The organism is Stenotrophomonas sp. Ste96, assembly GCF_024519495.1.
Taxonomy (GTDB): Bacteria; Pseudomonadota; Gammaproteobacteria; order Xanthomonadales; family Xanthomonadaceae; genus Stenotrophomonas; species Stenotrophomonas bentonitica_A.
The window spans coordinates 323,229-336,228 of the sequence record NZ_JALJRX010000005.1; the positions used below are offsets into that span (position 1 = coordinate 323,229).

9 protein-coding genes are annotated in these 13,000 nt (G+C 61.3%); 4 read left to right on the forward strand and 5 right to left on the reverse strand.

From position 1 onward, the window contains the following. Positions 1-49 precede the first annotated feature (49 nt). A complete protein-coding gene (locus tag OC373_RS14600; protein ID WP_046272249.1) occupies positions 50-391 on the forward strand; it encodes a hypothetical protein in 342 nt (113 codons plus the stop codon). A 10-nt stretch (positions 392-401) separates the two neighbouring features. Here OC373_RS14600 and OC373_RS14605 read toward each other — a convergent pair whose 3' ends face one another. Continuing rightward, complete coding sequence (locus OC373_RS14605) at positions 402-2,528, reverse strand: TonB-dependent receptor (RefSeq protein WP_070426296.1); 2,127 nt, start codon at positions 2,526-2,528, stop codon at positions 402-404. 176 nt (positions 2,529-2,704) lie between these two features. Here OC373_RS14605 and OC373_RS14610 point away from each other — a divergent pair, with 176 nt between their 5' ends. The 3 genes from OC373_RS14610 (at position 2,705) to OC373_RS14620 (ending at position 5,911) form a co-directional block, all read left to right on the forward strand. Beyond that, a complete protein-coding gene (locus OC373_RS14610; RefSeq protein ID WP_070426295.1) occupies positions 2,705-3,907 on the forward strand; it encodes an amino acid aminotransferase in 1,203 nt (400 codons plus the stop codon). Positions 3,908-4,074: 167 nt separating this feature from the next. Beyond that, positions 4,075-5,091, forward strand: a complete 1,017-nt coding sequence (locus tag OC373_RS14615; RefSeq protein ID WP_046272251.1) for a class 1 fructose-bisphosphatase — start codon at positions 4,075-4,077, stop codon at positions 5,089-5,091. Positions 5,092-5,200: 109 nt separating this feature from the next. Beyond that, the gene (locus OC373_RS14620; RefSeq protein WP_070426294.1) at positions 5,201-5,911 is read left to right on the forward strand and encodes a 2OG-Fe(II) oxygenase; all 711 of its coding nucleotides are present in this window, start codon (positions 5,201-5,203) and stop codon (positions 5,909-5,911) included. Positions 5,912-5,995: 84 nt separating this feature from the next. Here OC373_RS14620 and OC373_RS14625 read toward each other — a convergent pair whose 3' ends face one another. The 4 genes from OC373_RS14625 to OC373_RS14640 all read right to left on the reverse strand — a co-directional run bounded on the left by OC373_RS14625 (position 5,996) and on the right by OC373_RS14640 (position 12,814). Beyond that, on the reverse strand, positions 5,996-6,205 hold the full coding sequence (locus tag OC373_RS14625; protein ID WP_046272253.1) for a hypothetical protein: 210 nt from the start codon (positions 6,203-6,205) through the stop codon (positions 5,996-5,998). 364 nt (positions 6,206-6,569) lie between these two features. After that, on the reverse strand, positions 6,570-6,926 hold the full coding sequence (locus OC373_RS14630) for a hypothetical protein (RefSeq protein WP_261997917.1): 357 nt from the start codon (positions 6,924-6,926) through the stop codon (positions 6,570-6,572). Between the two features lie 252 nt (positions 6,927-7,178). Beyond that, complete coding sequence (locus OC373_RS14635) at positions 7,179-9,410, reverse strand: RHS repeat-associated core domain-containing protein (RefSeq protein WP_070426292.1); 2,232 nt, start codon at positions 9,408-9,410, stop codon at positions 7,179-7,181. Next, positions 9,410-12,814: a DUF6531 domain-containing protein gene (locus OC373_RS14640; protein WP_315985465.1), complete on the reverse strand. Its 3,405-nt coding sequence runs from the start codon at positions 12,812-12,814 to the stop codon at positions 9,410-9,412. The genes OC373_RS14635 and OC373_RS14640 overlap by 1 nt, the downstream gene beginning before the upstream one ends. Positions 12,815-13,000: the final 186 nt, after the last annotated feature.

Here is a 13,000-nt window from a genome sequence, read left to right on the forward strand (position 1 = left end):
TTCACCCGCCGCGCGCTGTAGTGGGCTGCACAGCTACTGGAGAACTCCCATGCCCCGCGATCCTCTGCGCGACGCCACCGCCCCGGTCCCCGGCGAGCAGCGCGCCAAACATGACAACCAGGACGCCGAAGACCGCGGCGCCGGCATGTCCGTGCCCGACGACGAACCCGATCACCTGCCGGTGGCCGTCACGCCCGATCCCGTCCCGCGCGACCGCAAGGATTCGGCGGCCGGCGAGAAAGGCCCCGCCGGCCATCATCGCCGCGAAGATGAATACCAGCGCCGCCAGCGCAAGGAACACGCCAGCGACAACCAGGACGAGGCGCTGGAAGAGACCTTCCCGGCCAGCGACCCGACCTCACCGTTCGTGCCGGCCAAGCCGCCCAGGTAAGCCGCTGCGATCAGGGCGCCCACTGCCACTGCAGGCCCACGTTGTAGCGACGATCCGGGCCGGGCTCGAAGAAGCGCTGGTTGCCATCGTTGACGATCACCGAGCCGATGTAGCGCTGGTCCAGCGCGTTGTCGATCCGCGCGAAGGCACGCAGCGTGCCCTGCGCGGTGGTCCAGCGCCGTGACATTTCCAGGTTGAGCAGCGCGTAGCCCGGCGCGCGCTCAGTGGCCAGGTCGTTCACCACGGTGTCGCTGGAAGCCACTATCTCGGCCGCCCACTGCCACGTTCCCGGGCGGTACTGCACCCGCGCGTTCCACTGCTGACTGGGCACGCCGGGCAGGCGTGACCCGGCCGCCACCGTATTGCAGCCGCTGGCCGCGCACAGCGCATACGGGTCGCGCACGGTGGCCTCGATCCAGGTGTAGGCCAGCGTGAGATCCGCCTGCGCACCCAGCGGCTGTACATAGCTGGCTTCCGCGCCCTGGCGGCGGGTGCGGCCGATGTTGCGGTAGGTACTGCGGCCGCCGCTGTTGCTCGCCACCGCCAGCTCGTCATCGGTATCGGCGCGGAACAGCGCAGCCTCGACCTGCACGCCACTCTGGCCGTGCCACTTGCTGCCCACTTCCAGGTTGCGGCTGCGGGCCGCCGAGAGATCCAGCGCCAGCCCGGCCTGGCCATCGGCGCGGTAGCCCAGCTCGTTGAAGGTCGGGGTCTCGAAGCCACGCCCGGCCGAGGCATACAGCCGCCACGCATCGCTGGCGCGGAACACCACGCCGGCCACCGGGGTGGTCGCTTCGTAGCGACGCGACCCGCTGTCGTCGGGATTGCCGGCGGTGATGTAGTGGTCGTTGGAGCGGAAGCGCACGGTGCTGTGCCGCATACCAAGCAACAGCGACCAGCGCGGTGCCCACTGCCACCACGCCTGCGCGAACTGGTCCACGTTCTCGACCCGGTCGCTCTGGTCGCGGCGCAGGCGGCCCTTGATGCCCACCTGATCACCGACGAAATTCTCGTAACCGCGGCGATCCTGCTGCTGACGGTCGGCATTGGCGCCGATCACCACGTCCAGCGGTCGACCAGCCCAGTCGCCGTGCCAGGCCCAGCGCGCGTCGAGTCCACCGTAATCGCCGTCCAGATCGATCACCCCGCCGGCATGCAGCGCGTTGGCCTGCGGCCCCGGTGGGATCGCCAGGTACTGCTCCACGCTGCGCTGGCCGGCGTAGCCCATCGCACGCCAGGTCTGCGCCCCTTCGGTGCGGGTGAAGACCAGCCCGGCCTGGGCCTGGCGCACGGATTTGCGGGTGTTGTACTGGGTGGCCACCGCGGTGGCCTGGCGCGGGTTCTCGCGCACCTGGGCGCGGGTCAGGCCGAGTGGATCCTGCGCGTCGGGCGCATCGAAGTAGTTCAGCACCAGATCCAGCTGGCCGCCGCCGACATCCGTGCCCAAGCGGGCGTTGACCGATTCGCGCCGGGCCTGGCTGTGGTCGCGCCAGCCATCGGTGCGGAAGTGGTTGGCGGCCACGTTGTAGCGGATCGGTCCCTGCACGCCACGCAGCTGGGCGCCGGCGCTGACAGTGTTGTCGCTGCCGGTATCCAGCCGCAGGCGCCACGGGTCGCCTTCGGCACCGTCCGCGCTCCACACCTGGACCACGCCACCGGAGGAGTTGCCGTACAGCGCCGAGAACGGCCCGCGCAGCACCTCCACGCGCTGCGCCGAGAGCAGGCTGGCGTGGGAGAGCTGGCCCTGGCCGTCGGGCATGGTGGCCGGCACACCGTCCACGAGCACGCGCACGCCACGCACGCCGAAGGTCGAACGCGCGCCGAAGCCGCGGATCGAGAGCTGGGTGTCCTGCGCATAGTTCTGACGATCGCGCGCGACCACCCCGGGGATGCCGTTGAGCGCCTCGGAGAGCTGGGCCAGCGGGCCGGTACGGTCTTCATCCACCCAGACCGTGGTCAGCGAGGCGGGCAGGTCGATATCGGCCACCTGCGCCACGCGCGCAGCCTGGACCTGGACCGTGGGCAGCCGCTCGATCGGGGCGGTGGGAGCGGGGGTGTTCTGGGCCTGCGCCAGCGACGGCAGCAACACGGCCGAGGCCAGCGCACAATGGCGGGCCAGCGGGGTAAGACGGAGCATGCGGGGCGGGATCCTCGGTAAATGGGCGTGCCGCACGCCATGGTACGGAAGATGACGTGACGACGGCCTCGGCGCCCTTGGCAGGGCTTTGTTACGATGGGTCGGTTTTGGCTGATTCTGCCGCCAATCCTGCGTCGCGCCACCCTCCCCCTTCCGTCATCCGAATGAGTACCGCCGTGTCCTTCTTTGCAAATGTGGAACTGGTCCCAGGCGACCCGATCCTGGGCCTGACCGAGGCTTACAACGCCGACAGCCGTCCGACCAAGGTCAACCTGGGCGTGGGCATCTATTACGACGAGAGCGGCCGCATCCCGCTGCTCCGCGCCGTGAACAGGATCGAACAGCAGCTGGCCAATGACGCCAAACCGCGCGGCTACCTGCCGATCGACGGCCTGCCGGCCTACAACCAGGCCACCCGCGAGCTGGTCTTCGGCAAGGATTCGCCGCTGCTGGCCGCTGGCCGCGTGGCCACCTCGCAGACCATCGGCGGCAGCGGTGCGCTGCGCGTCGGCGCGGACCTGCTGCACAAGCTGCTGCCGCACGCCACCATCGCCATCAGCAACCCGAGCTGGGAAAACCATCGCGCGGTGTTCGGCGCGGCCGGTTTCGACGTGGTCGATTACACCTACTTCGATGCCGCCACCCATGGCGTGGACTTCGACGGCATGCTGGCCGACCTCGGCAAGCTGCAGCCGGGCACCGTGGTGCTGCTGCACGCGTGCTGCCACAACCCGACCGGTGCCGACCTCACCGTCGCGCAGTGGAAGCAGGTGGCCGAGCTGCTGAAGGACCGCCAGCTGTTCCCGTTCATCGACATGGCCTACCAGGGCTTCGACAAGGGCATCAGCGAAGATGGCGCCGCCGTGCGCATCATCGCCGAGGCCGACATCGACAGCTTCGTGGTCGCCAACTCGTACTCCAAGTCGTTCTCGCTGTATGGCGAGCGCATTGGCGCGCTGTCGGTGGTCGCCCCGGATGCGAACGCGGCCAAGGCCGTGCAGTCGCAGGTCAAGCGCATCATCCGCACGATCTACTCCAGCCCGTCCAACCATGGCGCCGCGCTGGTGGCCGGTGTGCTCAACAGCGTCGAGCTGCGCCAGCTGTGGGAAGCGGAACTGACCGAAATGCGTGAGCGCATCCATGCCCTGCGCCATGGCCTGGTGGAGAACCTGGTCGCCGCCGGCGCACCGGAGTACGCCTTCATCAACGACCAGGCCGGCATGTTCTCGTACTCGGGCCTGAGCCGCGCCCAGGTGGACCGCCTGCGCGACGAGTTCGCGATCTACGCCGTGGGCACCGGCCGCATCTGCGTGGCCGCACTGAACCAGGGCAACCTGGAGTACGTGGCCAAGGCCGTGGCCACCGTCAGCAAGGGCTGAGCGGCATCGCCCCCGTGAGGAAGAACGGCCGCCCTGTGCGGCCGTTTTTCTTTGCCGCGCCGGCCGCGCGTTGCGCGCGGTGGGAACGGTTACGGCGGCCCGCGCCTCGTAATGGCTCCGGGGAAGGGCGACAATAGGCGCTTCCCCTTTGAAGGCCGCCTGATTCCATGTCCCAGACGTCGCTGACCCGCTATCTGATCGAAGAGCAACATGCCGGCCGCATCAACGCCGATCTGCGCCAGCTGATCGCTGTCGTTGCCCGCGCCTGCACCAGCATCTCCATCGCGGTCAGCAAGGGCGCGCTGGGCGGTGTGCTTGGCGAAGCCGGCACTGGCAACGTGCAGGGCGAAGCGCAGAAGAAGCTGGACGTGATCAGCAACGAGATCCTGCTGGAAGCCAATGCCTGGGGCGGCCACCTCGCGGCCTGCGCCTCGGAAGAAATGGATCATTGCCAGCCGGTGCCGGACACCTACCCGCGCGGTGACTTCCTGCTGCTGTTCGATCCCCTCGATGGCAGCTCCAACATCGACGTCAACGTCTCGGTCGGCACCATCTTCTCGGTGCTGCGCTGCCCGCCGGGCACCGAACAGCCCAACGATGCCAGCTTCCTGCAGCCGGGCACCGCGCAGGTCGCGGCCGGCTACTGCATCTACGGGCCGAGCACGCAGATGGTGCTCACCGTCGGCCACGGCACGCACGCCTTCACCCTGGACCGCGAGAAGGGCGAGTTCGTGCTGACCACGCCGGACATGCAGATCCCGGCGGACACCCAGGAATTCGCGATCAACATGTCCAACCAGCGGCATTGGGAAACCCCGATGCAGGGCTACGTGCAGGACCTGCTGGCCGGCAAGGAAGGCGCGCGCGGCAAGAACTTCAACATGCGCTGGATCGCCAGCATGGTGGCCGACGTGCATCGCATCCTGACCCGCGGCGGCATCTTCATCTACCCGTGGGACACGAAGGATCCCTCCAAGGCCGGCAAGCTGCGCCTGATGTACGAAGCCAACCCGATGGGCCTGCTGGTCGAACAGGCCGGCGGCGCTGCCACCACCGGGCGCGAGCGCATTCTCGACATCCAGCCCGATCAGCTGCACCAGCGCGTGCCGGTGTTCCTCGGCTCGCGCAATGAAGTGGAAGAAGCCACCCGTTACCACCGCGAACACGACAGCGCGGCAGGGTGATTTCCTACGCAGGGCTGGCCGCCTGGTCAGCCCTGTTGCTACGTGGCAACGGCGTGACATCGGCCACGGCAGCGGTCACCATCGGCCATTCGTGCCCACGGATGACCCCATGACTGCCGACGCGCCGCTCGATTTCATCGAAGTAATCCACAACGCCGTCCCCAACGAGGTCTGCGCGGCCCTGCAGGCCCAGATGCGATCCAGTGCGCAGTTGCAGCCGGGCGAAGTGGGCAGCGGTGTGTTCCCGGAACTCAAGCACAGCAAGGATCTTCGCATCAGCGGGCGCCCCGAGTGGCGGCAGGCCGAAGCGGCGCTGCAGCAGGCGGTTTTCAAGGGTTTGCTGACTTATCTACGCCGTTATCCACAGGCCCTGATCTCGCCGTTGATGTTGCAGATCCAGGACAGCCAGGGCCAGCCGCGCCGGTTGGCGGCCGAGGATTTCCCCGACATGGACGACGCCACGCTGTCCGACCTGGCCCGCACCTGCCTGCGGCCCGGTGCCATCAATCTGCAATGGTATGCAGCGGGCGAGGGCGGCTATCCGTACTGGCACTGCGAGCTGTACCCACGCGATCCGGCCGGCGAAACGCTGCACCGCCACCTGCTGTGGACGCTCTACCTCAATGACGATTTCGATGCCGGCGAAACCGAGTTCCTGTTCCAGGGCCGCAAGGTCGCGCCGCGCACGGGCAGCCTGTTGATCGCACCGACGGCGTTTACCCACACCCACCGGGGCAACCGGCCGCAGGGTGGGGACAAGTTCATTGCAACGAGCTGGGTTCTTTTCCAGAGTGCGCAGAAATTGTTTGGTGGGAATTGATCAGCGCGCGCTTTCAATCAGCACGTGAGCAGGCAGCGCCGGTTCTCATCTACGAAGGCGATGCGATGCACTCAAAAGCCTGGATCACTTTCGGCGGTGCGCGCTTGTACGCAGCATCGTCATGAGGGTCACGACACTCAGGAACAGAGTGAACAAGCCGAAGAAAGCCAGCGCGTACTGGTGCACGCCGGTAAATTTCCCGTCTGCAATCCTGCAGAGAGCATTCACTCCCGTCGCAATCGTGATCAGGACGAATACCACGAGATTTACCGTCCTCCGGTGATGGTCCAGCATGTGCGTCCTCCTTGGCTTGAGTTCAACGTCTCGATCAACGCCCTTGCACTCTATCCGTTCAAATGCTTGCCGGTTGAGCAAAGGTTCGCTCTAACCCGCGTCATCGATCACCGGCCGTATCGGAACGACTCACGCGGCCTCGGCGAGTGGAAACCGTCGCTCCCACGGTTCCAAGGATAGCCAACGACAACCCAACCAGCTCCTGTTCGCCTAGAGAAACACGGTAGGCAACTTTCAGCCCCGTAAGTACCACGAAGTTCACTGGGAGCATCCACAGGAAGGCGATCCCAAGCCGATGAATCCATTTCATCCCAACGCGGTCTCCTTGAGTCACAGGCACCGGGGGACACGGGCGACCCATGCGTTACCAAGTCGCCAGCACCACCACTACGGCTGCAACCAGCACGGCCAACACCATCACGGTGATCGGCACATTGCGCCCGGTGCGCTTCGTCTTCGCCTTCAACCCGACCAGCACGTCCAGATCGAGATAGAGACGATCAGCGCCCGCGTCGCGGATGACGCCGTTGTCGCGGTAATAACTCAGCGGAGCATGGAGTGCCGGGTCTAGACCTTTGCGTGACTCGCCAAGAGGGACGAAGAAATCACCTTCGATATTTTCCGTACTTCTGATCAAGCGATCTAACGCTTTCCTCCGTCTTCTGGACAACCAAAAATCGAGAATGAAGAATAATTGCAGGCAGAAGTGCCAGGAGTGCAAATAATAAGCCTGAGATCAGAACCTGAAGAACATTGCCAGTAACCAATCCAATTATGAATGCAGACCCCAATAGCCCGGCGAATATATATGTATAGGACACCAGTAATATATACCTGAGCCAGCCTATATCCGATTCAATGATTGATCGACATTCTTTACATTTGACGATGAGCACTCTCTCAAGCGATTTAAATGCTGGCAATCGCTGTGCTCTTGTGCCGCATGCTGGACACTTGAATTTAAAAGATAAATTCATCGACATATCTCTTCCCCAACTATTCCTGCTGCCGCTATTGCTTCAGAGTTATTGTAAGTGGCCTTAAACATTGAGCCATAGAAGGCGGCAGCGGAAGCATAACCACCCACGCGCCCGCCAAATCCAGTCCCGACGGCGATGCCGGCTCCAGCTCTGCTCATCACTTGTAGGGGGTACTTAGACGATACCGCCGCTACAGCTGTTCCGGTCTGATTTGGGTGCGACAGTGCCTGTATCAGGGCTATCCCTAATTGGGAATGTGTGCTACTGGCTTCCTGTAGTGCTCTATCGCCCAATATTCCTGATTGTGCAGCCAACGCAGTACCGCCCCAAGCCACGCCTTGAATGTAGCTAGAAACGCCATCGGAAACTTGGCTAAGGGGCCCTTTATCTGGAAGCTGGGCCCTGATCTCTCCGAATGATGCTGAAGTGCAATCACAGTCCTTCAAGCCAAACGGATCGATTAAGCTTACAGGGTTGGAGCCAGCGTATGAGTAGGTATTAGTTCCAGCCTCCAAACCAATCGGATCACTCTGCACATACCTGGCAATACTTGCGTCGTAGTCCCGGAAGCCGTTATACCAAAGCCCCGTCTCGGCATCGTGGTACTGCCCTGGGAAACCAATATTCAGTCCGCCAATGCTGTCCTGCTGAACACTCCGGCCATAGGCGTAGTTATACGCCTTCCACACTGTCTGCTGGCTAGCGTTCGTAGCAAATTCAGGCCGCCCCAGATGATCAGTGTGTACGAAGTTAACCTGGCCACCACGGTCCAAGCCTACCAGCTCGCCGCCGAACCAAAGGTAGTTCGTCCAAGTACCGTCCGTCAGCTCAGAGGTGAGCTGATTCTGCCCCGCGTAGTAGTAGCGGCTCGTGCTTGCGTTGAGCTTCGCTACACGCTGGCCTTGCGCATTGAGCATGTAGTTTGTAACAGCCCCATTGACGTTAGCCTGACTCATCCGATTGAAGGGGCTATAGGTGTAGGTCTGCACACGCGAACCGCTCTTCTCGCTGATCCTGTTACCTACAGCATCGTACTGGTACTGGCGGCTCACACCATCACTCGTGTAGTTCAGGACGCGATTGCTCTGAGGATCGATGCTGTACTGGGTCAGCGAGGTTCCAGCTTGGTAGCGATCGTGATTGCCGCCCGCATCGTACGAAAGCTGGTTGATCACGCCGAATCGCGTCAGGGTGGTCAGGCGACTCAGCGCGTCGTAGCCAATGACCTGCGTCATGTCCGGGGAGACCCCGTCACCTATCCGGGTGATCTCATTGTCCGCGCTGTGCTGGTAGTCCCAGGCGCTCAGTGCGGTGTTGTCCCCTCGCCGTACGGACATGGAGGTGAGGCGGCCGTCCAGATCGTGGCCATATCCACGCACAAGACCATTGCCGTAAGAGAGGTTGTTTCGAGCACCCGTTGCTTTGTAACTCGCGGCTGTGATCACCGGCTTGGTCACACCGTTGATGGTCACGGACATTGAACCAAGTTGACCGCCGGCCCCGTACCCGTACTCAACAGCGTTTCCATTGGGATAGGTAATCTTGTTAGGCCTGCCAATCCCGTCGAAGCCGTAGGTGGTGCTGTGGTCCGTCGTCGCTCCACCGGCAATTATGAAGTCCCGCCTGATCAAAACTTCACCAGCAGGGCTGTAGGCGAAATGTGTGGATGTGGTTGGAGCGGCCAATCCACATAGCCGGCCCAGCCCCCTACTGCACCAATCATAGCTGTAACTGTGTTGTTGACCGTCGGAATTGACCTCAGTAAGTCGTCCCAAACCGTCATGAGTAAAGGACACCATACTGCCATCGTTACGCACGGTACCCGTTCGCAGGCCGCCTGCGTTGTATTGGTGGCTCGTGACCCCAGTATCCGGACTGCTCTGCTTCCACAGTTGTCCAAATCCATCGTATTCGAAGCTCGTTACCAATCCACGGGGGTCGATCACCTTGGTAACACGATCACCCACGTCGTGGGCCAGCAGTGTCGCGCCACCCGCTGGATCTATCTTCTTCAACAATCGTCCTCGCGCGTCATACTCGAATTTCGTCGTGCGATTCTGCGAATCCGTGATTTGGATCAGACGGTCCTCAGCGTCATATGCGTAGCGGACGTTCTGACCACTGTTACCGTTCTCCGCCACCAGTCTTCCCAGCTCGTCATACTGATAGTCAACGCTGTAGGAAACTGTGCTCAACGCGATCAGTGTTGCCGTTGCGATGGACATCAGCGCTCTCCTTCCGTGGACTTCAGCATCTGGCCGCCTGGCTCGACTGACATTGGCGCCTGACACTCTCCATTCGGCTTACAGACCCAGCCAACATTGGACACGGTCACTCCCGTGGTGGCTCGGGGGCCCCACGCTGTACCACTGCTCGCCATCTGCGCAGAGTATTCGAAGTACATGTTTCCCGTCCCAGGATTTTCTGGCGCGATGGTTTGACTGAAGACCACCTCTCCGCCAGGAGGAACTGGTGCTGACAGGAGCATGCTGTTGTTTAGGTGGATGAATCCCCAAGCAAGATAGGTATTGCTATGCCAGACGATATTTCCTGTGTTGCGCACCCGAGCAGTCAGCTCGGTGGTTTCTCCATTTACGATATTAGTCGGAGAAGTGTTAAAGCTGATGATCTGCGCGCTAAGTGTGGCCGGTGGAACGATATGGCTGCCGGATCCGGTAACGACCAGGTTGGATTGTCCAACAGGCGAGATGCCGTGAACGTGCAGCGTTTTGTTGGCGTGGGCCTGCCGGGTGCCAAAGTCTAAGAGCACCCTGAACCGATGCGCAGTTGTCGCCACCTGACAGCTATGTGCGACGGTGGCGTCACCTGGCAGGTTGGCGGTCCCGCTTGCAACGTGCGTGCCCGAACCCGCAGCGCCGCCAGCATAGACGTGGACAGCGATAGGTGCAGCAACACCAACGGAGCACGCCCACCCTTCGATGTATGAGTTCCATGTTTCGTCTTGGACCACCCCACTGACGCCGCCAATGATCGTCGCTGTCGGGATCAGATGATCTGCCGCGCTCGGCAAAGCCCGATTGTAAGTGGCTCCTTGAGGCGATACGCCTTGGACCGAAACAGTTCGGCCACCCAACTGTTGGCGCTGAGCCAAGGTGATTGGCACGCGAAATCCGTACGCTGCTCCACTCGCCTGGCAAACGTTCGCAACCTCAGTACCGGTAGCCCTATTCGCCTTGGTGCTTCCGATGTGCACACCCCCGCTGGCATAGGCGTCGACCTGGATGGATGCGGCGGATCCAGTAGTGCAGGCCCAACCGTGTACGAACCAGTTCCACTGGCCGTCGTGTGTGACACCATCGATGTATCCAACTACTTGGCTATCGGCTGGATAGTCGCTTTGCGATATTTCGGTTCGAGTACGGTTGGAGGCGTTGTCGTAACTATGCTTCACCCTTGCAAACTGCCCGTCACCGAGGGGCCTAGACTCCAGCACCAGTCTCTGTGCAGCGTCGTAGCTGTAGCTTACTTTGATGCCATCGGGGCGAAGGATGCTCGCCAGATTGCCAGTTGGATCGTAGCTGATAGTCGTCGTGGCCCAGTCATTTCCAATGCTTCTACGAGACGAGGCAACTCTTCCTCGCGCATCGTAAGAGATTTCGGTTACATCGCCATTGACGCCAACGATTCGGCCAGGCTGTCCAAGACCGTTGTAGTTGCTGTAGCTCACGGTGTGACCGAGTGCGTTTTTGACCGCGAGAAGGTCGCCTGACCCACTATATGTTTCGACGACGTCATCTTGCGCGAGAGGTCCGTCGGACTTTATTGATGCCTTTAGCCCATTGGGGTGGTAAGTGTAGGTGTATGTCGTGACGCTGGACTGGCCCACCGCACCAATTGCGCTGGCGTTCCGCGCAGTGGATGAGGCCAGGTTTCCCTTGGCGTCATAAGTGAAACTGTTCTCGACGTCGCCCACTATTCTCTGCTTCAGCAAGCGGTTCTTCCCAGTGTCCCACTCCCACGTTGTTGTACGTTCGGCACTGGTTCCGACCGCCTCAACCTGTTTGAGCAGGAAGCCTTGGGGACTGTAATCAAAGTTGGTCAAGTTGTCCGCGAAGTCGTGGACCAGGTCGGGGTAGCCATTGGCGTCATAACTACGCTCCTTATAGCTGGCTGCACATTTCGGTGACGCATCTCCTTTTACCGATACTTGCCTACCATCCTCGTACTTGTAGGTAGTCTTACGGCCGAGCGGGTTGGTCTCAGTGACGCTGATCTTTACTGCACGGTCCCTGGTGGTCGGAAGTTGGGAAAGCGGGTCTGTAGGCAGGCCAGGTGACCCAGGTACGCCGGGAAGGTTGATAATTGGGCCGCCGGACGTCGGCAGAGATGGCTGGGACGGGAAGGACGGCAGGGACTGTGGGGCATAGCAGATTTCTCCTCCTACGCGCGGTTCGCACCATGGTGAACCCGGCGTACTCCCCGTCCCTCCGGCAGACCGTCCTGGCTGAGCAGGTGCGGGGGGAGGGGCGACGGCTTCCGTCTGAAGTACAGCGTAGCTGTAAGTAAAGCGTTCGACTCCACCCGCATGCTCGGAAAGAACCGCGCGCCTGCTCGCATCGTAGGCAAAGGTTGAGTATCGATTGCCATTGAACGATTTGCCTGTAAGGGCGCCGGGGAATCTCGCATCTTCATAGTGGTAGCTGATGGTTGTAGCGGGCGCGCCAGGCATTACAGCAGAGGCGAGTCGGGGGCGGTTACTACCGAAGGCATTGGCGGTATACGTGTATTGGTAAGCGTTCCCGGCTGGGTCCGTTACCCTCACGAGCTGGCCATTACTCCAGGAAAAGTTGATTTGTCGACCCGAAGAATGAGTCACCCGCTGAAGATAACGATTATTGTAAGAGTACGTCCATGCCACGCCTTGTTCATCGCGCTGCTGCGTAATGAATCCTTCGGCGTTATAGCTCTCTGTCCCGCGCTGTTCGTTGTGCAGCGTGAATGAGCCATCGCCGTTTTGCTTGATGTACGCCACCGGTTGCGCTTTGTCCTCGAACCAGTGACCACTGCTTAGATCACGGAGGAACTTGATTCGCCGACCATCTGGCCGTTGCGACCAAGCCAGATTCCTTTCATCAGAGAATGCCAGTGAGTAGTCGAAGTTGCTCAGCCAGTGTTGGCCAAAGATGCCAACCGCACTCCAATGGTGGTTGTAGGTGCGCTGCAGGTACAGGCCCATTTCTCCCTGGCTCGCAAAATCCAGCTCAGGCTCCACCTTGTTCCCAGTGTAAAGAACCACGGGATTCCCACTAACTTCTGGACAGTCGTCCTGCCTATCGTCGGTTTCCTGCTCTTTCGATGTTTGGGCAGGGGCTGCAGTTCCTCCTCCGCCCCCCCCTATTGGCAGCTGGATGTAAGGAGCGGAGATCCCGCTATAGGACTTAAATAGGGGAGGCTGATTGGGTCTAGTCCCACGGACGGTCATCCTTGCCATATCTGTTGTGGCTACCCCACCCCCGCCGTCGGCTTGGCTGATTATTCGCACCTTTTCTTTCGCGGGCGCTGCAAAAGCACTCGTTGATATGACGCCCAAAGAAACGATAGGCAATAGCGTCATCACATAGGAGAAGCGCCTCTTACCCGGGCTATTGGGCGTGCTTTTTCCATCCATGGATACTGACTCATTCACTTATAATTAAGCTTAAGCTACATCGTTCAGGGTTCAGCAAGCAAGCCTGGGGTTGTTTAATAGACTGTCGTGGCGGACGCATGCTCGGCAGTAACGGGCCGATTACATTGATGTACGGCGACTAGGTACGGACTAAGACGTTTGTTGACGACCGTCCCTTCAAGGCTC